Below are 24,523 nucleotides of genomic sequence, written 5' to 3'. Positions count from 1 at the left end.
TTTATGTCTAATCCAAAAGAAATCAAAAAAAGAATTTTATCTATAGATTCCGTTGTAAAAACAACGGAAGCTATGAAAATGATTTCTATCGTGAAATTACGAAAATCCAAAGAATTGCTTTTACATATAAAAAGATACTCAGAATCTATAGAGCAATTATTTCAACATTTTCTGTTATCATTCCATGATAAATTAGAAAATATTCAGGATAACAAATATTTTTTTTCTTCAGGAAAAAAGAAATTGTTTATAGTCATAACTTCTAATCGTGGATTATGTGGAGCTTTCAATTCCTTAATTTTTGATAAAATTCATAGATATATTCAAGAAAACGGTTATTTGAAAAAAGATTGTATTTTTTTTTCTATCGGAAAAAAAGGATTTGATTTTTTATCGAGAAAATATAATATGTATAAGAAAAAAAAAAAAATACCAAATAATTTTACTTATAAATATAAAGATGTAATCATTTTTGTAAAAGAATTAATTGAAGATTTTTTTTCCAAAAAATTTCATTCGATATATTTGATTTACAACCATCTAAAAAATTCATTTTTTCAAGAAATAATTATAGAACAATTTTTTCCAATTATTTTTACAAATTTTGAAAATAAATCCTCAAAAAAATCATCTAATTATTCTATTTTAGAACCATCTAAAGAAGAAATTTTGGATTATATTATTCCTAAATTTCTTAGTGTGAAACTATTTAAAAGTATATTAGAATCATCTACTTCAGAACATACTGCACGTATGATGTCTATGCATAAAGCTACAGAAAGTGCCTCTGACATTAAAAAGAATCTTATGTTGAATTATAATAAAGAAAGACAAACTTCCATTACTAAGGAAATACTTGAAATTATTAGTGGATTAGAAGCTTTAAGTGAAACTAATTAATTAATGGGAGTGAAGGACATTCCGTTTATTGATTACATTTGTTGTTAAGTAATAAGGTTTTTTATTCAACATAAAAAAAATTATGAAAAAAATATTAACAGGAATTCAAAGTACAGGAACTCCTCATTTAGGGAATATTTTGGGAGTGATAATTCCATCTATAAATATGGCTAATAATTCAAAATACTCTTCGTTTATATTTGTGGCAGATTTACATTCACTGATACAAATGAAAGATCTGGAAACTATCCGTGATAATACTTATCAAATTGCGGCAGCATGGTTATCTTTTGGTTTAAATACAGAAAAAAGCATATTTTATAGACAGTCGGATGTTTCCGAAGTAACTGAATTAGCTTGGTATTTTAATTGTTTTTTTCCTTATCAAAGACTTACATTAGCTCATTCTTTCAAAAGAAAAATCAATCTGAAAGAGAAAATTAATGTAGGTTTGTTTACATATCCTATGTTAATGGCAGCTGATATATTGCTTTACAATGCAGAAGTCATTCCCGTAGGAAAAGATCAGTTACAACATATAGAAATAACACGCTATATAGCCAGTCGTTTAAATAAAAAAATAGGTCAAAAACTATTTGTTTTACCTAAAGCTTTCATCCCAATAGAAACTGGATTAGTTCCTGGGACAGATGGAAAAAAAATGAGTAAATCAAAAAAAAATTGGATTAATATTTTTTCTTCAGATGAAATTCTAAAAAAACAAATTATGAGCATTCATACGGATAATAAATCTTTAAAAGAAAAAAAAAATCCGGATAAAGATTGTATAATGGCTTTGTATAGATTGTTAGCTCCACTTGATAGAGTAGAAGAAATGAAAAAAAAATATATAAAGGGAGGATATGGATATTTAGAGGCTAAAAAAGAATTGTATGAGTGTATTCTAAAAAGATTTTCATCTGAAAGGATGAAATTTTCTTCTCTTGTAAAGAATAAATCTTTATTAGATCGTATTTTTTATTTAGGAGCTAAAAAAGCAAGAAATATAGCTTATGAAAGATTAAATAAGATTCGAAAAACTTTCAAATTTAATTCTTTATTTTAAGATTTTACATTGTGTCATAATGACACAATTATAAAACATGGCAAATCTTTTGCTTCTAGAGCATAGAATTGTTTTCTAAATATTTTTTATGTTATGAATATCAATCAAAAAAATACTGATTCTCAGAATGAAAAGAATCCTTTAGATCTATCTGAAATGGAAAATTCTTGTCAAGAAAAAACAGAACATTCATTAAAAGAAGTAGAAATTTTTAAAGAAAAATTGGAAAAAGAAAAAGATAAATTTTTACGTCTTTTTGCAGAATTTGAAAATTATAAAAAACGTATTCAAAAAGAAAGATTTGATCTTTTTAGATCTGCTCATCAACAAATTATTATAGATTTAATCCCTATTTTAGATGATTTTGAAAGAGGACTTAAAGAGCTGAAAAAATCAAAAGACGAAGCTCTCATTCAAGGAGTATCTCTAATACAGGAAAAACTCATAAAAATTTTAAAAGAAAAAGGATTGAATAAAATAAAAATCAAAAAAGGAGATGATTTTAATACTGATTTCCATGAGGCCATTACACAAATTCCAGCTACAACAGAAAATTTAAAAGGAAAGATTATGGAAATTATAGAATCTGGATATATCCTACAGGAAAGAGTTATACGACATGCCAAAGTTATTACTGGAAAATAATTAACTTTTATCTTCATGGTGAAAAAAGATTATTACGAAGTATTAGGTGTTTCTAGAAACGCTTCTTCAGAAGAAATTAAAAAAGCTTATCGAAAATTAGCCATTAAATATCATCCAGATAAAAATCCGGATAATAAAAAGAAAGCAGAAGAAAAATTCAAAGAAGCGGCTGAAGCTTATGAAGTATTAAGCAATCCGGAAAAAAGACAACGTTATGACAAATTTGGACATGCCGGTGTTAAAGGAAGTAGTTCTGGATCTGGAATGAATATGGAAGATATTTTTGCAAATTTTGGAGATATTTTTGCGGATGCCTTTGGAGAGGGATTTTCTGGTTTTGGATTTGGAAAATCAACACGAAATAGAACTATTAAAGGAAGCGATTTGAGAATCAGAGTAAAACTTACCTTAGAAGAAATAGCTAATGGAATAGAAAAAAAAGTAAAAGTAAAAAGATTGAAAGTAGCTAGTGGCGTTCACTTTAAAAATTGCACTTCTTGCAATGGAACGGGTCAAATTACCCGTATAGCTAATACCATTTTAGGGAGAATGCAAACAACTTCTCAATGTTCCATATGTTCTGGAACTGGAAAAAGTATTGATAATATCCCTTTTGGCGCTAATAAACATGGATTAATTAAAGAAGAAGAACTAGTAAATATACAAATACCTGCAGGGCTGACAGAGGGAATTCAACTTAAAGTTTCTGGAAAGGGAAATGAAGCTCCATTTGACGGAATTTCCGGAGATTTAATTGTATTAATTGAAGAAATTCCTCATCCAAAATTAAAAAGAGAAGGCTGTAATCTTCATTATGATTTATATATTTCATTCCCAGACGCGATATTAGGAGTCTCAAAAGAGGTTCCTACCATTAGTGGAAAAGCCCGTATTAAAATAGATCCAGGAACACAATCAGGAAAAACTCTCAGATTAAAAAATAAGGGATTACCTAATATTGAAGGATATGGATATGGAAGTCTTTTTATTCACGTGAACGTTTGGACTCCAAGAAAAATCAATGAAGAACAGAGAAAATTCTTTGAAAAAATGAGAAAAAATGAAAATTTTCTCCCTCATCCTGGAAATTCAGAAAAATCTTTTTTTGATCGTGTTCGAGAAATGTTTTCTTAAATTATATTTTTTTTTCAAACCCTATGTGCTCCTTTAAACTTTACAAAAAAAATCTATTCTTTATGAAAACTCCATTTTTGTCTTTTTATTCTGATGCAAAAAAAAAGAGTAGTAGTAGGACTTTCAGGAGGAGTTGATTCTAGTGTTGCAGCATTACTTCTCAAAAAACAAGGTTATGAGGTGATCGGTTTATTTATGCATAACTGGGATGATTCTGTTTTTAATCAATGTACTTGGAAAGAAGATAGTATTGATGCTTTGTTAGTAGCTAAAGATTTAAATATTCCTTTTCAAGTAGTAGAAATGAAAAAAGAATACGAGGAATCTATTATTAATTACATGTTTGACGGATATAGATCTGGGAAAACTCCTAATCCAGACATTTTGTGTAATCGAGAAATAAAATTCAATGTTTTTTTGAAAAAATCCATTGATTTAGGGGCTGATTTTATTGCCACAGGTCATTACGTTAATAAAAAAAAATTAATAAAAAATAATAAAATCATATATCGTCTTCTTGTTGGAAAAGATTCTAATAAAGATCAATCCTATTTTTTATGTCAGTTAACACAATATCAATTGAAAAAATCTCTATTTCCATTAGGTACATTGACTAAAAATCAAGTTCGTAAAATAGCGGAAAAAAATAGATTATGTAATGCATATAAAAAAGATTCTCAAGGATTGTGTTTTGTAGGGAAAATTCAATTATCCAGATTTCTTCAAAAAAAAATATTTCCAAAAAGAGGAGAAATCGTTATGATTGATTCAAACGCTTTAATGTATCATCCAAAAAAAAAACCTTTTTGTCAAAGGAAGAAGAATGTTTTTTTATCCAAAAGAAAAAAATATCAGAAATCAGATGGAAAAGTAATTGGATATCATCATGGGTCTCAATTTTTTACAAAAGGACAACGAAAAGGGATTTCTATAGGAGGATATAAGAAAGCTCTTTTTGTGATTGAAACCGATATCAAAGAAAATATAGTTTATACAGGGATGGGGAAAAATCATCCAGGTTTATATAAAAAATCCTTATTTATTCAGGAAAAAGACATTCATTGGATTCGGGAGGATCTAGCTCTATTAAATGGAGAAAAAATGGAGGTTTTTTGTAGAATTCGTTACAGACAACCTTTGCAAAAAGCCTTGTTATACAAAATCAAAAACGGAATGTTTATAGAATTTGAAATTCTACAATGTGCTATTACCGAAGGACAATTCGCTGTATGGTATTTGAATGAAGAATTAATAGGATCAGGAGTTATTTCATAAATTATTATAATATTTATCAGGATAGATTTATTTTTTTAATATTGAATCTATTTTTGATATCAAAATTGAAATATTTCAATAATAAATATGTTTTTTTATTGAAATAATAAAATACTTTATACAAACGAATTCTCAATTATAAACTTTAAAATATTTTCATTAATAAATAGAAAAATCAATTATATTTTAAAAATAAATACAGGAAAAACAATTTTATATAATCGATTTTTTTCATATTTTTGCATATTATATAATTTATGATATGCATAAGTAAATTTTCTTAAAGGAATAGTATTTTTTTTAATCCCTACTTGATAATCGATTCAGTAGGGCTTTTTGATTTATAAAACATCTCATGAAAAAAAGAATTAATAATTTTAGCAGAAAAATTACGGAAGAACCTAATTTACCAGCTTCACACGCTATGCTTTATGCCACAGGGTTAAAAGAAACGGATTTTTGTAAAGCTCAAATAGGAATAGTTAGTAACTGGTATGAAGGAAATCCTTGTAATATGCATTTGAATCAACTAGGAAAAAAGATAAAATCTTCGATCATAAATAAAAATTTAATAGGGTTTCAATTTACTACTATAGGAGTGAGTGATGGAATTACTATGGGAACCTCTGGGATGAGGTATTCACTTCCTTCCAGAGAATTAATAGCGGATAGTATAGAAACCGTGGTCGATTCACATCATTATGATGGAGTCATAGCTATACCTGGATGTGATAAAAATCTTCCAGGAGTTATGATGGCTTTACTAAGATTAAATAGACCTTCTATTATTGTCTATGGAGGTAGTATCTCTTCAGGTTGTTATAATGGGAAAAAATTAGACATTGTTTCTTCTTTTGAGGCTTTAGGTAAAAAAAATACTTGTAAAATATCAGAAAAAGAATATAAAGATATTGTAAAAAATTCCTGTCCAGGACCTGGAGCTTGCGGAGGAATGTACACAGCTAATACCATGGCTTCTGCTTTAGAAGCTATGGGAATGACGTTGCCTTATTCTTCGTCTTCTCCATCCACAAGTGAAAATAAGAAAATAGAGTGTGAAGAAGTTTCGATTTTTATTAAAAAACTTCTAGAAAAAAACATAAAGCCTAAAGATATTGTCACAAAAACTTCTATAGAAAATGGAGTGAAACTAGCTATGTGTTTAGGTGGATCTACTAATTTAGTTTTACACTTTTTAGCTATTGCTAAATCCGCAAATATAAATTTTACTTTAAAGAACTTTCAAAAAATCAGTAATCAAGTCCCTCTTATTGGAAATCTAAAACCAAGTGGAGTTTTTTTAATGGAGGATATCCATATGTATATTGGAGGAATGCCCGTTATTATAAAATATTTATTAAATGAAGGAATTTTATCTGGAGATTGTATAACAGTGACGGGGAAAACTTTATCTGAAAATATGAAAAATGTCCCGAATATGACTTTTAATCAAAAAATTATTTATTCCTTAAAAAAACCAATCAAGAAAGATGGACATATCCGAATTTTATATGGAAATCTTTCTCCAGAGGGAGCCATAGCAAAAATTACTGGTAAGGAAGGAATAATTTTAGAGGAAAAGCGAATGTTTTAATTCAGAAAAGAGGCAAATCAAGCTATTTTAAATCATAAAGTTCATCATGGAGATGTCGTGGTCATTAGATATGTAGGTCCAATAGGAGGTCCAGGAATGCCTGAAATGCTTAAACCAACGTCTTATATTATGGGTTCTGGATTAGGAAAAAATGTAGCTCTTATTACGGATGGACGGTTTTCTGGGGGATCACATGGATTTGTTGTCGGGCATATTACTCCAGAAGCCCAATCTGGAGGACCAATAGCTTTGATTAAAAATGGAGATTTCATTAAAATAGATGCAGAAAATAATACTATAACTCTTGAAGTAGAAGAAGAGGAAATAAAAAGAAGAAAGAAAGTTTGGACCTCGCCTGTATTAAAAGTGAAAAGAGGGTATCTATATAAATATATAAAAACCGTTTCTACAGCTTCCGAAGGTTGTATTACAGATCAATTTTAATTGTGTATGGAAAACAAGTTATTCTCTGGTTCAGAAATAGTAATAAAAACTCTTTTATATGAAGAAGTAGAATATATTTTTGGATATCCAGGTGGAGCTATTATGCCTATATATGATTCTCTACACGATTATTTAAATATGATTTCTCATATCTTAATGCGTCATGAGCAAGGATCTATTCATGCCGCACAAGGTTATGCTAGAGCTACTGGAAAAATAGGTGTATGTTTTACGACATCCGGTCCTGGAGCTACCAATTTAATTACTGGATTAGCAGACGCCTTAATAGATAGTACTCCCATCGTGTGTATTACTGGACAAGTATCTTCTCATCTTTTAGGTACTGATGCTTTTCAGGAAACGAATATTATAGATATATCTATTCCTGTGACCAAGTGGAATACTCAAGTTTTGAGAGCGAAAGATATTTGTGAATCTATCCAAAAAGGATTTTTTATAGCTAAAAAAGGGAGACCAGGACCCGTATTAATAGATATCACCAAAGATGCTCAATTTCAAAGAACTGAATTTCTTTATAATCGTTGTAAATATGTTAAAAATTTTCATCCATATCCTTGTATAAAAGAAGAAAGAATAAAAGAAGCTGCTGATTTAATCAATTCGTCTAAAAAACCTTTAATTCTTGTAGGGCAAGGAGTGATTTTGGCTCATGCAGAAAATGAATTTAAAAAATTTATCGAAAAAACTGGAATTCCAGTTGCTAGTACCCTTTTAGGATTAGGAAGTTTAGAAAGTCATCATCGTCTACATGTAGGAATGCTAGGAATGCATGGAAATTACGCCCCTAATCTTCTAACTAATCAGTGTGATATTCTCATTGCTATAGGCATGCGTTTTGATGATCGTGTTACAGGAGATGTAAATAAATATGCGAAACAAGCTAAAATTATCCATTTAGAAATAGATCCTTCTGAAGTTAACAAAAATATATTATGCCATATCCCTATTTTAGGAGATTGCAAAATTTCCTTAAAGAAATTGACTTCTTATGTCAAAGAATCTACTCATGAAAAAATGGATAGAAAAATTCTATCAATTAAGAAAAAAGAAGAAGAATCCGTCATAAAAAAGGATCTTAATCCAATGAAAGAGGGAATGACCATGGGGGAAGTGATTAAGTGGATAAATCAATATAAACAAAAAAATGCCATACTTGTAACAGACGTAGGGCAACATCAAATGATAGCTTCTAGATATTTTGATTTTACCTATAAAAAAAGTCAGATAACTTCTGGAGGTCTAGGAACCATGGGGTTTGCTTTACCTGCTTCTATAGGAGCAAAATTAGGGGCAAAAGAAAGACAAGTCATCTGTATTGTTGGAGATGGGGGGATTCAAATGACTATACAAGAAATGGGAACTATTTTACAGAATAACATTCCTATAAAAATTATATTACTAAATAATAATTTTTTGGGAATGGTTCGTCAATGGCAACAACTTTTTTTTGATAAACGTTATTCTTGTACAGAATTAGTTAATCCAAATTTTGTAAAATTAGCCGATGCTTACAATATTGAAGCAGAAAGAGTCAATAAAAGAGATGAATTAGAAATGGCTGTTAAAAAAGCATTCTCTTTCCCTAATGCTTTTTTGTTAGAAATAGTAGTAGAACAAGAGGATAATGTTTTTCCTATGATTCCTGCAGGAGCTTCTGTAGATGAGATTCGTTTAACATAATAATAATAAATAAATAATAAAAATACTATGAAGCATCAATTCAGAATAATAATTTTAGTGGAAAATCAAATAAGATTGTTGAGTAGAATACTTGTTCTATTGAATCGTAGAAATTTAAAAATTAATCATATCAATGTCTCTCATAATGAAAATGATACCATAGATATGGATAACGTTCAATATATTCTCGATTTAGAATGTCACGAAGAACAATTGATTAAATTGACAAAATTAATTGAAAAATTAATTGGGATCATTCATGTTTACTCTTTCAAAATAAAGGAAAAAAATTCCAGAGAAAATTCCTGGAAACAAATAGATTTACCATTAGCAACATCTTAATTAAGAAAATTAAATTTTAAATAAATCATGAAAATAAAATTTGAATCCGTAGAAGAAACCATTGTAACAAGAGAAGAGTTTCCATTATCGAAAGCTAAAGAAATCTTAAATAAAGAAACTATTTCTGTCTTAGGATATGGAGTTCAAGGACCTGGTCAATCTCTTAATCTAAAGGATAATGGTTTTAGAGTCATTGTGGGACAAAGAAGGAATTCTTTATCTTGGAAAAAAGCTTTAGAAGATGGATGGATTGAAGGAAAGAATCTTTTTTCCTTAGAAGAGGCTTCTGAAAGGGGAACTATATTGATGTATTTGCTATCAGATGCTGGTCAAATTTCTTTTTGGCCTACTCTTCATAAAAATCTGACCAAAGGAAAATCTTTATACTTTTCGCATGGATTTGGATTAACATTTTGTGAAAAAACTAAAATTCATCCTCCTAAGGATATAGATGTTTTTTTAGTAGCCCCCAAAGGTTCAGGAACAAGTTTAAGGAGACTTTTTAAACAAGGAAAAGGAATTAATTCTAGTTATGCCATTTATCAGGATTATAGTGGAAAAAGTTTAAAAAAAGCTCTTTCTATAGGTATAGGAATTGGATCTGGATATTTATTTGAAACAACTTTTCAAAAAGAAGTCTATTCTGATTTAGTAGGAGAAAGAGGAACTTTAATGGGAGCCATACAGGGAATTTTTTCCGCTCAATATCAGATTTTAAGAGAAAAAGGGCATTCTCCTTCGGAATCTTTCAACGAGACAGTAGAAGAATTAACTCAAAGTCTTATGCCATTAGTATCAGAAAATGGAATGGATTGGATGTATGCTAATTGTTCTACCACTGCACAAAGAGGTGCTTTAGATTGGTGGAAAAAATTTAGAGATGCTACTTTACCTGTATTTAGAAGTTTATATCAAGAAGTTTCTTCAGGAAACGAGGCTGAAAGAATTATAGAGGAAAATAGCCTTCCAGATTATAGATTGAAATTAGAAAAAGAATTGACTTCTCTTCGAGAAAGTGAATTATGGGAAGTAGGGAAGACGATTCGTGATCTAAGACCAGAAGAAAACAAGTAAATAAAATATTTTATTGACATTTTTTTATTTTTAAAATATTGAAAAATAAATTATATTTTCCTTCTTATGAAGAAGTTGTTAAGGCAAAAAACCTATTAAAAGATATTATTTATGAAACTCCCTTGCAGAGAAATTCTATTTTGTCCGAAAAATATCAAGCTAATATTTTTTTGAAAAGAGAAGATTTGCAGATTATACGTTCTTATAAAATTAGAGGAGCATATAATAAAATAAAAAGTTTATCCCATATAGAACTAAAAAAGGGAATTGTTTGTGCTAGTGCAGGAAATCATGCACAAGGTGTAGCTTATTCTTGTAATATATTACAATTACCAGGAAAAATTTATATGCCTAGTACTACTCCTAAACAAAAAGTAGAAAGAGTTAAGATGTTTGGAAAAGAAAATGTGGAAATTGTTCTTATTGGAGATACTTTCGATGCAGTAAGTTATGAAGCAATGAAAGATTGCAAAAAGAATAAAAAAATATTCATTCATCCTTTTGATGATATTAAAATTATTGAAGGTCAGGCTACTGTAGGTTTAGAGATTTTAAAACAATCTAATTATCACTCTATTGATTACGTTTTTATTCCTATTGGAGGAGGAGGGTTGGCTTCAGGCGTAGGAAGTATTTTTAAACAATTTAGTCCAAAAACTAAAATCATAGGAGTAGAACCTCAGGGCGCTCCATCTATGAGTTATTCTTTAAAAAAAGGAAAAGTAATAGAATTAAAAACCATAGATAGATTTATTGATGGTGCTTCAGTAAAAAAAGTAGGGGAATTAAACTTTAACATATGTAATCAAATTTTATCTGAAATAAAGACAGTCCCGGAAGGAAAGGTTTGTACTACTATTTTAGATTTATATAATTTGGAAGCTATTGTAGCCGAACCAGCTGGAGCTCTTTCAATATCTGCATTAGATTTTTATTCTAAAAAAATAAAAGGAAAGACTATAGTTTGTGTATTAAGCGGTGGAAATAACGATATTACTAGAACAGAAGAGATAAGAGAAAGATCTCTTTTATATGAAGAAAAAAAACATTATTTCATTGTAAAGTTTCCACAAAGAGCAGGAGCCTTAAAAGAATTTGTTAATAATATTTTGGGGCCAAAAGATGATATTGCTTATTTCGAATACTCGAAAAAAAATTCTAAAGAAGAAGGGCCAGCTATAATAGGAATAGAATTAGCAGATAAGAATGAATTTTCTGGATTACTAGGAAGAATGAAAAAGTATAAAGTTCATTTTCAGTATCTAAATAAAGATCCGGATTTATTTCGTGTTCTTATATAAATTTTGTACCCACGACTGGATTTGAACCAGCACATCCTAATCGGATACCACCCCCTCAAGGTGGCGTGTCTACCAATTCCACCACGTGGGCGATTAATTTGTAGAAGAAATAGGGTTTTTTCCATTAAAAATAATTGTAATGCTCCTAATGTAATGCTAAACAATTTACACGAGATCCATTAGATTCAAAAGGAATCTTTTAAGAAGAACTATATACAGATAACCAAGAAAATTTTTTAGTATAAGAATAATATAGATCTTAATCTTGATCTTTTAATTTATCGAAATTTTTTTCACTAAGAAACCGGCATTATTAATAAGTATGTCTACGAACATCCATTCCCATAAAATTTTTTCTATTTTTTTATAGGAATATTTTTTAGTTAAGTCCATTTCTAATGGAATAAAAATTCCAAATGGGTGATTTTTGAATTTTAATAATTTACTTCCATCTCTGGATATAGCTAAAACATAATGCCCCATATTTAAGAATTCTTTTGCTATTTCATATCCTATTCCATTTTCGCCACCTGTAATTATTACTTTCTTTTTCATCTTTTCGTAAAGATAATTTATTTTTGCTTAATAAAATTGATTTATATTATTATTTAATTAAAAAAAAAGAAAAAGAATATGAATATAGCAATAATAGGATATGGAAAAATGGGAAAATCTGTAGAAAAAATAGCGAAAATTAGAAATCATCAAATTTCCTTTTTTTCTAACGAAAGTCCTAATTGCATTTCCTTGAAAAATACGGATGTGGCTATAGAATTTACTCAGCCAGACTCTGCTTTTAAGAATATAAAAATTTGTTTGGAAAATAACATCCCTATAGTATGTGGAACTACAGGATGGCTAGAAAAATTTCCTTTTATTAAGGATCTTTGTAAAAAAAATAACGGAACTTTTTTATATTCTTCTAATTTCAGTATAGGGATGAATATATTTTTCGAGATCAATCATCAACTATCAAAATTTTTATCTACATACGCCACAGATTATGAAGTAAAAATTGAGGAAATTCATCATAAAGAAAAAATAGATAAACCTAGTGGAACGGCTATTTCTTTAGCAAAAGATATTATTAATAATAAAATGAAAAAAGCATGGATCTTAGATAAGAAAGATACAAAAGATCAAGTATTAATCATTTCCAAAAGATTGGAAAAAATTCCGGGAACACATATAGTGACATATCAATCTAAAATAGAAGATATAGAAATAAAACACAAAGCTCATAGCAGAGAAGGATTTGCATTAGGAGCCATTATAGCTGCAGAATGGATTAGAAATAAAAAAGGTTTTTTTTCTATGAAAGATGTATTAGGATTAGGAATATAGATCTGATCCTATCATCAGATGTATCAATATCTTTTTTTTAGTGGAATTTTTTTATTTCTTGAACATATTATTCATGTTTTCGGGACATGGAGACTGTTAAAAAAAATGGGAATCAGTTATCTTCAACAAATAATTCCAATATACAATATTGTTTTTCTTTTAAAAATTTCTCATAGACCTATTTGGTGGATTTTTTCTTTTATTTATTCCATTAACAAGTATTTTTTTGCTTATAACTTTATGGATAGATTTACTTCGTTTTTTGGAAAGACAAGTAAAAAAGATATTTTTTTATTTTTTCTATCTCTAGGAGGATATATCTATTATATAAATTACTCTAAAAAACTGGAAACATCCAAAATAATCTACAAAGAGAAAAAAAATACAGGATCAAATATCCTATTTGCTATGATTCTTTCTTTTCTTACACACACTTATATAGTTCAACCATTTGCCATTCCTACTTCTTCTATGGAAGGATCTTTACTAGTAGGTGATTTTATATTAGTCAGTAAAATTCATTATGGATTGCGAATGCCTATAACTCCAATATCTATCCCTTTTACACATAACACTATAATAGGTAAATGGAAATCTTATATTTCTTTTTTTCAATGGCCTTATTTCCGTTTCTCTCCTATACAATCTATAATGAGGAATGATATTGTAGTTTTTAATTTTCCTAAAGATTTAAATCATCAAGTAATAGATAGAAAAGAAAACTATATCAAACGTTGTGTAGGTTTACCGGGAGATATAATTTCTATTAAAAATGGAATTTTATTTGTAAATAAAAAACAGGAAAAAGAAAATGGGTTTCCCTATCAGATAAAAAAACAACAAGTTTATCTTATTAAAACAAAAAATATTCCATTAAATATAGAATTTCTTAAAGAAAATATGGATATAGAAGATATTGATATAATAGGGGAAAAAAATGACGAATATTTTTATCAAATTATGTTGACTGAAAAGAAAGCAATACAGATCAGAAATTTATTTGAAAATATAATTTATATCAAAAAATACCTATTACCAAGAAATTTTTCGGAAGATTCTATATTCCCAAGCCATTTTGGTTGGAACAGAGATTTTTTTGGCCCTTTGTATATTCCTAAGAAGGGAGATATTATTAAATTAAATTCAAAAAATATTCATATCTATTATGATATTCTTGTAGATGAAGGAAATAAAATAAGAAAAGAACGTTCATGTTTCGTCATCAATAATAAAAAAAATAATCATTATAAAATACAAAAAAACTATTACTTCATGATGGGAGATAATAGACATAATTCTTCCGATTCTCGTTATTGGGGATTCGTTCCGGAAGATCATATAGTAGGAAAACCTATATTCATATGGATGAGTATAGATTGGGATCGAAAAAATCCTTTAAATTTTCTCAATTGGAAATTTCGTTGGGATCGTATTATGACTACAGTAGATGGAAAAAACTCCTATTTATCCTTTTTTCTTACATTTTTATTTATATATTTTTCTTATTTCCTCTTTTATAAAAAAAATCCTGAATGATTTCTTAAAAGCGATTTTCTTTTTTTAGAAAAAAATTTCCTATAAAATAACCAGATAATATTCCTCCGATGTGAGCAAAATGTGCGACTCCAGGCGCCAAATTAAAAATAGCCGAAATCAAACTCCCAAAAATAAAAATCAGAAGAGCTTTTCGTACAGCAATTGGAAAAGGAAATGGTAAAATAAATATTTTGTGTTCTGGAAAATATCTAGCAAAAGCTCCTACTATTCCACTTACAGCTCCAGAAGCCCCCATCATTGGAGAATACATAGAACTGTAAAGATTGATACGTTGTTCTTGATTTAAATAATCAAATGTTCTTTTTGCTTGGGAAAAATCCAATGAATGAACGAAATAATAAAGAATACTAGTATTGAACACTAATTGTAATAACGCAGCTAAAATACCTGATAAAAAATAGGTGATCAAAAATTTTTTAATTCCTAACAAAGTTTCCATTTGGCCTCCAAACATGAATAAGGCTAACATGTTGAAAAAAATGTGCAGAAAAAGACGCTTGGAATGTACAAACATATGAGTAAAAATCTGATAGAATTCAAATCTATTATCCAAAGGATGATATAAAGAAAGAATATTTTCTATTTTATATTGTGAAAAAACAAAAGTAGCTGTATATACAAGTATATTAATACTAATTAAGTGTTTTACAGCATCTGAATTAAAATTTGATATATAAAAATTCACTTACAAAATTGTTTTTTAAAAAATTGTTATTTAACACAAAAAATATAGGATCTCCTGTATACGTATAACTTGTATTTTCACAAGAAAAAAATCTCTAATTAAACATTTCATTTTATCAGAATGTAATTTTGTCCCGTATTTTATGGCAGCAGATTTAGCTATAGATTTAATAAGTATTTTTTTGTTATTTTTTTCTCCTTTAGCAAAATTATATGTTAAAATATTGTGAAAAATTTCAACCAGAATATTTTTATGTATTTTTTCCGGAATAGAATATAAGTAGGCCGATTTTTTCCAAAAGTATAAATGAAATCCCATTTCAATTAAGTCATCTTTAATGTTATTTAATGAGTTTAATTCATGCTTTAACAGTCTCACTTCAATTGGAAAAAGAACTGTTGGCTTATTAATTTTTTTTTCTTTTTGAAAAAAAAATTCAAATAATATATTTTGATGAGCTCTATGTTGATCTACCAAGATGATATTTTCCTCCTTCCATGGAAAAATTATATATTTTCCATTTATCTGAAAAGTTTTTATATCTTTTTCATTAGAAACATAGCTAGATAACTTTTTTGTAAAATGAATATCGATAAAAAAATCTGATTTTTTCATTTTATGGATCAAATTCTCTAACTGAATTACTTTTCTTTTATAAGAAAGTTCTTCAAAAAAAGAATTATAATGATTCATCAAAAAAAATGATTCTTTATAGGAATCACAAGAAAATAAAAAATCTGAATGATTTAAATCCTCCTTTTTGACCTTATATTGACAAGATATAACATTTTTTATTTCCTGTTGAATCATATTTCCAATTAGATCTTCTTCCTCCAATTTTGCTTCTTTTTTTGTAGGATGAATATTCCAATTTACTAAACTTGGATCTATATGAATAAAAATAAAATAGGAAACTGTTTTTAAATTTTTTAAAATTCCATCATAAGCGGAAAGTATTTTTCTATGCAAGAAATTATTTTTTATGCTACGTTGGTTAACAAATAGAAATTGATCTCCTTTTCGTTGTACATAAGCATCTGGTTGACTAACAAAACCTTCTATAAGAATTCTACTTTTTTTGATGATAATTGGTATTAATATTTTATTTTTTTTACTAAAAATTTCTTGGATTCTATCCTTTAAAGAAGCCTTTTTAAAAGAAAAAAGAATTTTATCATTATGATAAAAACGATAGACAATATCTCTATGTGCTAAAACGATTTTATAAAATTCATTAACAATATGTTTAAATTCTATTCGGGAAGATTTTAAAAACCGTCTCCTAGCAGGAATTTTATAGAAAATGTTTTTCACAGAGATTCTAGTCCCTTGAAGCATATTTATGGGAATTTGTTTTTTTATTTTTCCTTCTTCTATAAGGAGATGAAACCCCATAACCTCTTCTTTATTTTTAGTTTGTATTTCTAGTTCAGAAATGAAAGCAATGGAAGCTAATGCTTCTCCACGAAATCCTTTCGTTCTAATTCTAAAAAGGTCCTCATTGGTTTTTATTTTAGAAGTAGCATATCGCTGATAACTCATTCTAGCATCATTAAAACTCATTCCATATCCGTTGTCTATTAATTGAATTAAAGTTTTTCCTGAATCTCTTATAAATACATCAATCATTTTAGCCTTTGCATCTATTGAATTTTCCATAAGTTCTTTTAATACAGAAGAAGGACGTTGTATTACTTCACCCGCAGCAATTTGATTGATCACTTTTTTAGGTAATAATTGAATAGAATTGTTCATCATTCAACAGATTTACGAAAAATCGCCATAGATAAAGCTGTTTTAGCGCATTCTATGCCTTTATTTCCTTTTTTTCCACCGGATCTATCCAAAGATTGCTGTTTATTTTTGTCAGTAAGAACACAAAATATAACTGGAACATCATATTGAATATTTATATCCTTTATTCCTTGTGAAACCGCTTGAGAAAGATACTTAAAATGACAAGTTTCTCCTTGTATAAGAGATCCTATGACAATAATAGAATCAAAATTATAACAAAGAGCTATTTTTTTAGCTGAATAAATGAGTTCATAGCTTCCTGGAACTTTCCAGGTTTTGATTCTTTCTTTTAAAATTCCTGATTGAATTAAAGTTTTATATGCTCCTTTATATAGTTTATCGGTAATATCATTATTCCATTGTGCCACTATAATAGCAAATCTTAGATCATTTTTTCTTAATTTATCTATTTGATATACAGGAGTTTTTTTCATGTAAAATTTACAATTTATTTTCAATAAACATAAGATATTTCTCTACACTTTCTTTATGCAGAAAAATAGGATATTTTTTTTCAATTTTTTTAAGAAAAATTTAGAATTTTTGTATTTTTTCATAGAAAAAGTTAATAATGCCGCTTTGTAATAATAAAGTGGCGTAGTGATTTCATTTTCTCTTATATTAGCTGCTTTAACGTAATTTTTTAAAGCCTCATTTTTATTTCTAATCTGTGCAAAGGCATCTCCTATCATTCCATATTTGATAGAGGATAAAAATTCATCTTTTGCAGAAAAATTTCTCATCATTTTTATAGATTCTTTATAGTTGCCTAATTTATAAAAGCAAATTCCAGCATAAAATTTAGAAATATTACCTGCTTTAGTAAAAGGATACTTAGTAACAATTCCATAAAATCCTAGATAAGGAATTTTTAATTTTTTTTTATTTAAAGCTTCATCTATAGCTCCCTGAGAAAGATATTTTTGTGCATAGTTTAATTCTTCCAGAGCTTTTTCCTCGGATGTAGATAAAACAAATTTTTTATAAAAAAAATAGATTCCTGCTGTTATAACAATTAGACTCAAAAAAAAACCATAATTTTTTCTTTTTAAAAAAGGACAAAGACTAAAATTTATCATAATGATAACAGGATTTTTTTTTCATTTTAAAGAAAATTGACTAAATTTTTTTCTAAAATATACATAAAATCATTTAGTTTTTTTTTCGTATTACTTCTATACTCTTTATTCTTTTATGATCTATGCTTCTTATAATGAAAGAATAGTTCAAAAAATTAATTTTTTGTTTCCGTTTTGGAAATTCTTTATTTCTTTCCATAAGAAATCCTCCCAAAGTATCTGCATCTCCTTTTTTTTTTCGTAAAAATACTTCCTCTTTTATTCCCATAATACGATAAAAATTGATCAGAGAAGTTTTTCCATCAAATAAATAATTATTCTGATTTAGTTTTGAATAAGACATGTCTTCTTCATCAAATTCATCTACAATATCTCCTACTATCTCCTCAATAACATCTTCAAGAGTAATTAATCCACAAGTTCCTCCGTATTCATCTACCACAATGGCTAAATGGATCTTTCTTTTTTTAAAATCACTTAAAAGATCATCTATTTTTTTGTTTTCTGGAACAAAAAAAGGAGGATGAATCAGTTTAGTCCATTGAAATTCTTTTTCATGAATAAATGGAAGAAGATCTTTAGCAAAAAGCACTCCTTCTATATCATCAATACTGTCTTTATAAATAGGAATTCTTGAATATCCCTGATAACGAACTAATTCTAAAACTTGAGAAAAAAGAGTATTGCTGCTCAAAGCAAACATATCTATTCTTGGAGTCATGATTTGATGTATTTCTGTATTTCCAAAATTTACAATTCTTTGCAAAAAGAGACATTCTTTAACATTTTTTTGATGAGAAGATGCAATTTTTAAAGCCTTTGAAAGTTGATCCACAGATATTCTATTTTTTTTCTTTCTCATCTTTTTTTCTATAAGTTTAGAAATTATGATCATAATTTTACTAAAAGGATCTAGGAGTTTTCCAAGAAAAATCAAGGTTTTTGACATAAAGAGAGCAAAACGAAAATTATTTTTTCGAGCATATATTTTTGGAATTATTTCTCCAAATAAAAGTAAAATAAAAGTTAAAAAGACCACTTCTAAAAGAAAATTTAGAGGAATTGAAAAACTTTTTTTCCAAGATTTTGTTATTAAATATGAGCTTAATATAACAATTCCTATATTAGAAAAATTATTGGATATCAATATTGTAGCTAAAAGTTTTTTTCTATTCTTAAGAACATTTAACACTCTATCTCCTCTAGATGGATTTTTTTTTATTTCTCTATCAATAGTTTTTTTTTCAAGACAAAAAAAAGCAGTTTCTGATCCAGATATAAGTGCAGAAAATAATAGTAAGATTATTATTAACACAAAATAAATAAATATTTGAAAATATAGAGTGCTTTCTAAAAAAATGATCGTCGAAGATTCTTTTTCCAAGAGATTTAATTTTGATGATAACAAAACTAAATCATTTTTTCATGTTTTAAAAACAAGGTAATTGGACGAGGAAAAGGGTATTCAACAATTTTTTCGTATGGAATGAAAAAAAAATTATCAAAGTATTTTTCTTTTTGAACATTTTGTATGATTCTACAATTTAAAAATTGAATGGATAAAGTCTGATGAGTTAACTTATGTATTACTTGATAAATAATAGAATCAGCAATTATCCTAAACCTCGTCCAAATCTTATCTTTTATTTCGCTAATGGAAAGATTTTTTTCTGATTCTATTAACGGAAAATCATACAAACCTTTCCATATGTCTTGGTTATTTCTTTTCTGAATACAGAGATGGTTCTTTTTATCCCATATAAAAACATAATAAAAAAATCTATGCAAAACAGATTTTTTTATTATGTTTTTAACAGGAAGATCATAGACTGTTCCATTTTTCAATGAAAAACAAGAAGATTTTACTGGACAGTAGAAACATTTAGCTTTCCTTGGAGTGCATAAAGTAGAACCTAAATCCATGACAGCTTGATTGAAAATGCCTGGATCGTTATGATCCATGATTTTTAAAATGAAAAATCTAAATATATTTTTTGCTCTAAAAGATGTGATATTATGGTAAATTCCTAGATATCTAGAAAATACTCTATAAGCATTTCCATCCAAAGCAGGAATCACTTCATCGAAACATATAGAAGCTACAGCTGCCCCTGTATATGGGCCTATCCCTTTATATTTGATTAATTCTTTATATTTTTTTGGAAAAAATCCACTTTGTTTTTCTTTTACCAATTGTTTAGCAAACAAATGTAAATAGCGAGCTCTTGTATAATAACCTAATCCTTCCCATTCTTTCAACACTTCTTTTTCTTCTGCATCGGCTAATTTTTCTAGATTAGGAAATTTTTTGACAAAATCTAAATAATATTTTATAGTTTTTGATACTCTTGTTTGTTGCAACATAAATTCCGAAACTAATACATAATATGGATTTTTAGTCTCTCTCCAAGGAAGTTTTCGATAATTATTTTTATACCAGTTTATTATTTTTTTAGAAAAATTCATATCTATGTTAATTTTAGAGCAATTTTATAAAAAATTGGTATATTTAGGAAACCGAATTTTGTTATTCGATATATAATGATTAAACATGACAAAAGCAGATATAATAACAGAAATCATATCCGAAACGGGATCTGAGAGAATTGACACGCAAAAGGTGATAGAAACGTTTATGAAAAAAATAAAACAAAGCTTAACATCTGGAGAAAATGTTTATTTACGAGGATTTGGATCCTTTATTATTAAATACAGAGCGAAAAAACTTGGACGTCATATATCAAAAGATATGTCTATTGTCATTCCAGAGCATAATATACCAGCATTTAAACCTGCAAAAGAATTTACTGAGTTAGTAAAAAAAAACGTCCCTATTAAAAAATAATATGTAGGTGATACACAACGACTTAAAATTATGCCCAACGGAAAAAAAGAAAAAGACGTAAAATTTCTACCCATAAAAGAAAAAAAAGAAATAGGAAAAATAGACATAAGAAAAAAAAATAAAAATTTTTATCAAAAGTTCATCTTTTATAATTTTTAAAACTTTTTTCCTTGTTTTTGTGTATGAATAAAGAGTTAGTTATAAATGCAGAAGAACAAGAAGTAAAAATAGCCCTTTTAGAAGAAGGGAAGTTGCTGGAACTTCACCGAGAAGTTTTCAATAAAAAGTTCTCTGTAGGGGATATATATTTAGGTGTAGTAAAAAAAATTTCATATGGATTAAATGCGGCTATCATTGATATAGGATATTCCAAAGGAGCTTTTTTGCATTATAATGATCTTGGATTTCAAATAGAAAAAATGTTAAGTCTGATAACTCAAAAAAAAATTCTTTTTTCTCAAAAAGGAGATAGGAGTTCTATAGAAAAAATTTTATATCCTGGACAAAAAATTTTGGTTCAAATTTCGAAAGAACCCATTTCCAATAAAGGACCAAAATTAACTGCAAAGTTATGTATTCCTGGAAGAAATTTAGTATTAATTCCTTTTTCAGAAAAGATTTCTATTTCTAAGAAAATTAAAAACACGAAAGAAAAAAGTCGATTAATTTCTTGTATAAAGAAAATACAACCAAAAGAATTTGGAATTATTATTCGAACGGCAGCTTATTCAAAAAAAGAACAAGTTTTTAAAAAAGAACTATTTTTTTTAAGAAAAAAATGGAAAAATATATTAAGTAATTTAATCAAATTACCTCCAGTTAGGGTTTTAAGCGAAAGTAGTAAAACTTCTTGTTTATTAAGAGATACATTCAATGATGATTTTAAATCTATTTATTGTAATAATAGGTTCCTTTGCCAGGAAATTCATTCTTATTTATCTTTTATCGCCCCAGAAAAAACCAGCATTATTAAACATTATAGAGGAGATATTCCCATATTTGAAAAATATGGGATTGAAAAACAGATACAAACTTCTTTGGGGAAAAATGTTCCTCTTGCAAATGGAGCTTATCTTGTTATTGAACATACTGAAGCTTTACATGTTATAGATGTAAATAGTGGGATGATTAATCACATTAAAAAAAATTGTACAGAATCAGAAAGAATAGATACTATATTAAAAATCAATCTTTTAGCTGCAACTGAAATCGCTAGACAACTGAGATTAAGGGACATGGGAGGAATAATTGTAGTAGATTTTATAGATATGTCTGAGCCCTATCAAAGAAAAAAATTATATGAACATTTGAAAGAAAAAATGAAAAATGATAGAGCCAAACATCAAATTTTACCTCCAAATGAATTTGGTTTAGTTCAATTTACTCGTCATAGAGTAAGAGCTGAATTAAAAGCTAATCATCATGATAAAAAACATCAAGAATCTCCTATAGTTTATATTCATCATTTAGAATTTATTCTAGAAACTCTTGTAAAAGATAAATTTCATAAAGGAATACAATTACATATACATACTTTTGTGGCGGCATATCTGAAAAAAGGATTTCCTTCTATTCAACATAAATGGCTGTTTAAATATAAAAAATGGATTAAAATTATTCCTAGAGATTCTTTTAAATACACGGAATATCAAATTTTCAATAAAAATAAAGAAGTAGTTTCCTCTAAAAGAAATTAATTTCTTAAATTTATTAATGTGGGCGTGGTGGAATTGGTAGACACGTCAGACTTAGGATCTGATGCCTATCAGGCATAAGGGTTCGAATCCCTTCGTCCGCACATTTTTCCTCCATCAATAGAATTTTTTTTGATCTTTGATAGGTGTATTTTCGATCAGAAATCGATAATCTATCATACAATCATCTCATCAAATGAAATAAGGGTATAAAATCCTTTTTTTGAAAAATATTTTCTCATTCCATCTCTATAACTGATTAAAACAAAATCACCTCCCCAAGCTCCTAAACTTTTTACCAAACCTAAATAATCTGGAAAATATGTTTCTTTTATAGTAGGGATATCTAATATTTCGGATATAATCTTTTCGTGTTTAAACAAAAGTTCTTCAATTCTTTTAAAGTTTACAAAAGGAATTTTTTGTGTAATAGAAGATATGAAATCCATACTTTTACTAAAGATCTTTAGATTTTTTTTTTTTAGAAAAAATCGGATACTTTCAGAAGTATTCTGTTTTTTGTTTAGATATAAAAAAAAAAGTTTTTTTTTAAATGATGGATTAAAATCTATAGGAATAACATGAGGTCCTTCATTTTTTAATCTTCTAAAAATTATAGGTTTCGAATAATATCCACAAGCAATATCATATCCACTTCCTGGAAAATTTTTTTCTAATAATAAATGAGGTTTTACTCTGGACCATTTTGCTATATTACTGATCAAAGTAGAACTACTTCCTAATCCCCAATTTCTAGGAAATTCTAATTTCGTTTTTACATATATTCCAAATGTATTGGAAAGAAAATTTTTTCGAATTTCTCTGGATTTTAGCAATAAATTTCTTAATCGAAAAGCCGTTTTTTTTTCTGTTTCATAACAGATATCTAAAGAAGGAAGTTGAAAGATTCCCTCAAACCAAAGTTTATCTTTTTCATCAAAACTCTTCCAGAGTAAAAATTTAGAAGATAAAGTAGATAAACAGGGATAGGTAGGTTTATTTTTATAATAAAATATGGTAAATGATTGTCCTTTAATTGTGGGTAAAGCTAAACCAAAAGCTCCATGCAAAATTAAATACTCTCCTGTTAATAACAATTTTCCATGACTATAATAATAAAAAAAATGTAAATCTTGTAATTTCATATTTTTAATTATTCTTTTTTATAATCTTCTTTATTATTCCTTGTAAAACGTTTCCTGGTCCTACTTCAGTAAATGAAACTGCTCCTTTTTGTATCATATTTTCTACTGATTGTTTCCATTTAACAGGAGAAGTTAACTGTTCGATAAGATTTTTTTTTATTTCATCAGAATTACTCACTGATTTAGCGATTACATTTTGATATATTGGACATTTAGAATCTTTAAAAGTAATTCTTTCCATAAAGATTTTTAATTTTTTTTTAGCTGGTTCCATAATAGGAGAATGAAATGCTCCATGAACGGGCAGTTTTAAAATTTTTTTAGCCCCAATTTCTTCTAAAGAAGCACAAACTCTTTTCAGAGCTTTTTCTTCTCCGGAAATTACTAATTGTCCAGGACTATTATAATTAGCTGGAACAATAATCCCAGGATCTTTTTTACAAACATTCTCTATTATCTCATCTTCTAACCCAAACACGACTGCCATCCCTCCATATATAGACTCACATATTTCTTGCATCAGAGTAGCTCTTTTATCTACTAATTTTAATCCATCCTCAAAAGAAAATACTTCAATAGCAGCTAAAGCAGAAAATTCTCCAAGAGAATGTCCAGCTACCATATCCGGATAAAAATCATTTAATATTTTTGCTTGTATTACTGAATAGATATAAATAGCCAATTGTGTGTACTTAGTTTTTTTTATAACTTTCATAGTAGAACCGTCGAACATGATGTTTGTCATTTTAAATCCCAAAACGTCATCGGACAATTGATACAATTTTTTTGCTAAACTAGAAGTTTTGTATAAATCTTTTCCCATGCCTAAAAATTGGGATCCTTGACCTGGAAATATATAAGCCTTCATATTCCTAATAAATTTTTAATTTGAACAAAATTA

General features: G+C 27.7%; 23 protein-coding genes, 2 tRNA genes and 1 pseudogene. 16 read left to right on the top strand and 10 right to left on the bottom strand.

Annotated features, from left to right (window positions below):
* Nucleotides 1-3: 3 nt before the first annotated feature.
* The 10 genes and pseudogenes from atpG to ilvA all read left to right on the top strand — a co-directional run bounded on the left by atpG (nucleotide 4) and on the right by ilvA (nucleotide 11,476).
* Nucleotides 4-900: an ATP synthase F1 subunit gamma gene (gene atpG / locus BLBBOR_RS02790; protein WP_015370919.1), complete on the top strand. Its 897-nt coding sequence runs from the start codon at nucleotides 4-6 to the stop codon at nucleotides 898-900.
* Nucleotides 901-982: 82 nt separating this feature from the next.
* Nucleotides 983-1,966: a tryptophan--tRNA ligase gene (gene trpS / locus BLBBOR_RS02785; protein ID WP_015370918.1), complete on the top strand. Its 984-nt coding sequence runs from the start codon at nucleotides 983-985 to the stop codon at nucleotides 1,964-1,966.
* A gap of 93 nt (nucleotides 1,967-2,059) precedes the next feature.
* On the top strand, nucleotides 2,060-2,611 hold the full coding sequence (locus BLBBOR_RS02780) for a nucleotide exchange factor GrpE (RefSeq protein WP_015370917.1): 552 nt from the start codon (nucleotides 2,060-2,062) through the stop codon (nucleotides 2,609-2,611).
* Nucleotides 2,612-2,626: 15 nt separating this feature from the next.
* Nucleotides 2,627-3,745: a molecular chaperone DnaJ gene (gene dnaJ / locus BLBBOR_RS02775; RefSeq protein ID WP_015370916.1), complete on the top strand. Its 1,119-nt coding sequence runs from the start codon at nucleotides 2,627-2,629 to the stop codon at nucleotides 3,743-3,745.
* A 93-nt stretch (nucleotides 3,746-3,838) separates the two neighbouring features.
* Nucleotides 3,839-5,020: a tRNA 2-thiouridine(34) synthase MnmA gene (mnmA, locus tag BLBBOR_RS02770; protein ID WP_015370915.1), complete on the top strand. Its 1,182-nt coding sequence runs from the start codon at nucleotides 3,839-3,841 to the stop codon at nucleotides 5,018-5,020.
* A 355-nt stretch (nucleotides 5,021-5,375) separates the two neighbouring features.
* Nucleotides 5,376-7,058, top strand: a pseudogene (ilvD, locus tag BLBBOR_RS02765) (dihydroxy-acid dehydratase).
* A gap of 6 nt (nucleotides 7,059-7,064) precedes the next feature.
* Nucleotides 7,065-8,759 carry a biosynthetic-type acetolactate synthase large subunit gene (gene ilvB, locus BLBBOR_RS02760; protein ID WP_015370913.1) on the top strand — a complete coding sequence of 565 codons (1,695 nt, stop codon included), beginning with the start codon at nucleotides 7,065-7,067 and terminating at the stop codon, nucleotides 8,757-8,759.
* A 27-nt stretch (nucleotides 8,760-8,786) separates the two neighbouring features.
* Complete coding sequence (locus BLBBOR_RS02755) at nucleotides 8,787-9,101, top strand: acetolactate synthase I/III small subunit (protein ID WP_015370912.1); 315 nt, start codon at nucleotides 8,787-8,789, stop codon at nucleotides 9,099-9,101.
* Between the two features lie 27 nt (nucleotides 9,102-9,128).
* Complete coding sequence (gene ilvC, locus BLBBOR_RS02750; protein ID WP_015370911.1) at nucleotides 9,129-10,175, top strand: ketol-acid reductoisomerase; 1,047 nt, start codon at nucleotides 9,129-9,131, stop codon at nucleotides 10,173-10,175.
* Nucleotides 10,176-10,213: 38 nt separating this feature from the next.
* Nucleotides 10,214-11,476 (top strand): threonine ammonia-lyase, encoded by a 1,263-nt coding sequence (ilvA, locus tag BLBBOR_RS02745; protein ID WP_015370910.1) that lies wholly within the window; start codon nucleotides 10,214-10,216, stop codon nucleotides 11,474-11,476.
* A gap of 6 nt (nucleotides 11,477-11,482) precedes the next feature.
* Here ilvA and BLBBOR_RS02740 read toward each other — a convergent pair.
* Together BLBBOR_RS02740 and BLBBOR_RS02735 are read right to left on the bottom strand one after the other, a co-directional pair.
* Nucleotides 11,483-11,567, bottom strand: a tRNA-Leu gene (locus BLBBOR_RS02740).
* 182 nt (nucleotides 11,568-11,749) lie between these two features.
* On the bottom strand, nucleotides 11,750-12,031 hold the full coding sequence (locus BLBBOR_RS02735; protein ID WP_048818551.1) for an SDR family NAD(P)-dependent oxidoreductase: 282 nt from the start codon (nucleotides 12,029-12,031) through the stop codon (nucleotides 11,750-11,752).
* A gap of 78 nt (nucleotides 12,032-12,109) precedes the next feature.
* Between BLBBOR_RS02735 and dapB the strand changes: the two genes are divergently transcribed.
* Complete coding sequence (dapB, locus tag BLBBOR_RS02730; protein WP_015370909.1) at nucleotides 12,110-12,820, top strand: 4-hydroxy-tetrahydrodipicolinate reductase; 711 nt, start codon at nucleotides 12,110-12,112, stop codon at nucleotides 12,818-12,820.
* A gap of 105 nt (nucleotides 12,821-12,925) precedes the next feature.
* Nucleotides 12,926-14,356, top strand: a complete 1,431-nt coding sequence (gene lepB / locus BLBBOR_RS02725) for a signal peptidase I (protein WP_235043217.1) — start codon at nucleotides 12,926-12,928, stop codon at nucleotides 14,354-14,356.
* 4 nt (nucleotides 14,357-14,360) lie between these two features.
* Here the strand turns inward: lepB and BLBBOR_RS02720 are convergent, their stop codons facing one another.
* The 6 genes from BLBBOR_RS02720 to mutY form a co-directional block, all read right to left on the bottom strand.
* The gene (locus tag BLBBOR_RS02720; protein ID WP_015370907.1) at nucleotides 14,361-15,062 is read right to left on the bottom strand and encodes a rhomboid family intramembrane serine protease; all 702 of its coding nucleotides are present in this window, start codon (nucleotides 15,060-15,062) and stop codon (nucleotides 14,361-14,363) included.
* A gap of 30 nt (nucleotides 15,063-15,092) precedes the next feature.
* Nucleotides 15,093-16,820, bottom strand: a complete 1,728-nt coding sequence (gene mutL / locus BLBBOR_RS02715; protein WP_235043216.1) for a DNA mismatch repair endonuclease MutL — start codon at nucleotides 16,818-16,820, stop codon at nucleotides 15,093-15,095.
* Nucleotides 16,817-17,293, bottom strand: a complete 477-nt coding sequence (gene ribH / locus BLBBOR_RS02710) for a 6,7-dimethyl-8-ribityllumazine synthase (protein WP_015370905.1) — start codon at nucleotides 17,291-17,293, stop codon at nucleotides 16,817-16,819. The genes mutL and ribH overlap by 4 nt, the downstream gene beginning before the upstream one ends.
* A gap of 42 nt (nucleotides 17,294-17,335) precedes the next feature.
* A complete protein-coding gene (locus BLBBOR_RS02705; RefSeq protein ID WP_015370904.1) occupies nucleotides 17,336-17,938 on the bottom strand; it encodes a tol-pal system YbgF family protein in 603 nt (200 codons plus the stop codon).
* 73 nt (nucleotides 17,939-18,011) lie between these two features.
* Nucleotides 18,012-19,322, bottom strand: a complete 1,311-nt coding sequence (gene gldE, locus BLBBOR_RS02700; protein ID WP_015370903.1) for a gliding motility-associated protein GldE — start codon at nucleotides 19,320-19,322, stop codon at nucleotides 18,012-18,014.
* Between the two features lie 26 nt (nucleotides 19,323-19,348).
* A complete protein-coding gene (gene mutY, locus BLBBOR_RS02695) occupies nucleotides 19,349-20,404 on the bottom strand; it encodes an A/G-specific adenine glycosylase (RefSeq protein ID WP_015370902.1) in 1,056 nt (351 codons plus the stop codon).
* 85 nt (nucleotides 20,405-20,489) lie between these two features.
* Between mutY and BLBBOR_RS02690 the strand changes: the two genes are divergently transcribed.
* The 4 genes from BLBBOR_RS02690 to BLBBOR_RS02680 all read left to right on the top strand — a co-directional run bounded on the left by BLBBOR_RS02690 (nucleotide 20,490) and on the right by BLBBOR_RS02680 (nucleotide 22,581).
* Complete coding sequence (locus BLBBOR_RS02690; protein ID WP_015370901.1) at nucleotides 20,490-20,783, top strand: HU family DNA-binding protein; 294 nt, start codon at nucleotides 20,490-20,492, stop codon at nucleotides 20,781-20,783.
* Between the two features lie 30 nt (nucleotides 20,784-20,813).
* Nucleotides 20,814-20,942, top strand: a complete 129-nt coding sequence (locus tag BLBBOR_RS03325; protein ID WP_255343408.1) for a hypothetical protein — start codon at nucleotides 20,814-20,816, stop codon at nucleotides 20,940-20,942.
* Between the two features lie 23 nt (nucleotides 20,943-20,965).
* On the top strand, nucleotides 20,966-22,480 hold the full coding sequence (locus BLBBOR_RS02685; protein WP_015370900.1) for a ribonuclease E/G: 1,515 nt from the start codon (nucleotides 20,966-20,968) through the stop codon (nucleotides 22,478-22,480).
* An 18-nt stretch (nucleotides 22,481-22,498) separates the two neighbouring features.
* Nucleotides 22,499-22,581, top strand: a tRNA-Leu gene (locus BLBBOR_RS02680).
* A 72-nt stretch (nucleotides 22,582-22,653) separates the two neighbouring features.
* On the opposite strand, the gene BLBBOR_RS02675 is transcribed toward BLBBOR_RS02680, so the two are convergent.
* Complete coding sequence (locus BLBBOR_RS02675; RefSeq protein WP_015370899.1) at nucleotides 22,654-23,622, bottom strand: GYDIA family GHMP kinase; 969 nt, start codon at nucleotides 23,620-23,622, stop codon at nucleotides 22,654-22,656.
* Between the two features lie 4 nt (nucleotides 23,623-23,626).
* Nucleotides 23,627-24,490, bottom strand: a complete 864-nt coding sequence (gene fabD / locus BLBBOR_RS02670; protein WP_015370898.1) for an ACP S-malonyltransferase — start codon at nucleotides 24,488-24,490, stop codon at nucleotides 23,627-23,629.
* Nucleotides 24,491-24,523: the final 33 nt, after the last annotated feature.

This window comes from Blattabacterium sp. (Blatta orientalis) str. Tarazona, assembly GCF_000334405.1.
Classification (GTDB): domain Bacteria; phylum Bacteroidota; class Bacteroidia; order Flavobacteriales; family Blattabacteriaceae; genus Blattabacterium.
The sequence above is the reverse complement of the archived record's forward strand: the minus strand, read 5'-3'. Positions and strand labels throughout refer to the sequence as shown.

What these genes read in the sequence shown, in the direction of transcription:
- atpG (WP_015370919.1), top strand. Translation starts at nt 4, where the DNA reads ATGTCTAATCCAAAAGAAATCAAAAAAAGAATTTTATCTATAGATTCC.
- trpS (WP_015370918.1), top strand. Translation starts at nt 983, where the DNA reads ATGAAAAAAATATTAACAGGAATTCAAAGTACAGGAACTCCTCATTTA.
- BLBBOR_RS02780 (WP_015370917.1), top strand. Translation starts at nt 2,060, where the DNA reads ATGAATATCAATCAAAAAAATACTGATTCTCAGAATGAAAAGAATCCT.
- dnaJ (WP_015370916.1), top strand. Translation starts at nt 2,627, where the DNA reads ATGGTGAAAAAAGATTATTACGAAGTATTAGGTGTTTCTAGAAACGCT.
- mnmA (WP_015370915.1), top strand. Translation starts at nt 3,839, where the DNA reads ATGCAAAAAAAAAGAGTAGTAGTAGGACTTTCAGGAGGAGTTGATTCT.
- ilvB (WP_015370913.1), top strand. Translation starts at nt 7,065, where the DNA reads ATGGAAAACAAGTTATTCTCTGGTTCAGAAATAGTAATAAAAACTCTT.
- BLBBOR_RS02755 (WP_015370912.1), top strand. Translation starts at nt 8,787, where the DNA reads ATGAAGCATCAATTCAGAATAATAATTTTAGTGGAAAATCAAATAAGA.
- ilvC (WP_015370911.1), top strand. Translation starts at nt 9,129, where the DNA reads ATGAAAATAAAATTTGAATCCGTAGAAGAAACCATTGTAACAAGAGAA.
- BLBBOR_RS02735 (WP_048818551.1), bottom strand. Translation starts at nt 12,031, where the DNA reads ATGAAAAAGAAAGTAATAATTACAGGTGGCGAAAATGGAATAGGATAT.
- dapB (WP_015370909.1), top strand. Translation starts at nt 12,110, where the DNA reads ATGAATATAGCAATAATAGGATATGGAAAAATGGGAAAATCTGTAGAA.
- lepB (WP_235043217.1), top strand. Translation starts at nt 12,926, where the DNA reads ATGGGAATCAGTTATCTTCAACAAATAATTCCAATATACAATATTGTT.
- mutL (WP_235043216.1), bottom strand. Translation starts at nt 16,820, where the DNA reads ATGATGAACAATTCTATTCAATTATTACCTAAAAAAGTGATCAATCAA.
- ribH (WP_015370905.1), bottom strand. Translation starts at nt 17,293, where the DNA reads ATGAAAAAAACTCCTGTATATCAAATAGATAAATTAAGAAAAAATGAT.
- BLBBOR_RS02705 (WP_015370904.1), bottom strand. Translation starts at nt 17,938, where the DNA reads ATGATAAATTTTAGTCTTTGTCCTTTTTTAAAAAGAAAAAATTATGGT.
- mutY (WP_015370902.1), bottom strand. Translation starts at nt 20,404, where the DNA reads ATGAATTTTTCTAAAAAAATAATAAACTGGTATAAAAATAATTATCGA.
- BLBBOR_RS02690 (WP_015370901.1), top strand. Translation starts at nt 20,490, where the DNA reads ATGACAAAAGCAGATATAATAACAGAAATCATATCCGAAACGGGATCT.
- BLBBOR_RS03325 (WP_255343408.1), top strand. Translation starts at nt 20,814, where the DNA reads ATGCCCAACGGAAAAAAAGAAAAAGACGTAAAATTTCTACCCATAAAA.
- BLBBOR_RS02685 (WP_015370900.1), top strand. Translation starts at nt 20,966, where the DNA reads ATGAATAAAGAGTTAGTTATAAATGCAGAAGAACAAGAAGTAAAAATA.
- BLBBOR_RS02675 (WP_015370899.1), bottom strand. Translation starts at nt 23,622, where the DNA reads ATGAAATTACAAGATTTACATTTTTTTTATTATTATAGTCATGGAAAA.
- fabD (WP_015370898.1), bottom strand. Translation starts at nt 24,490, where the DNA reads ATGAAGGCTTATATATTTCCAGGTCAAGGATCCCAATTTTTAGGCATG.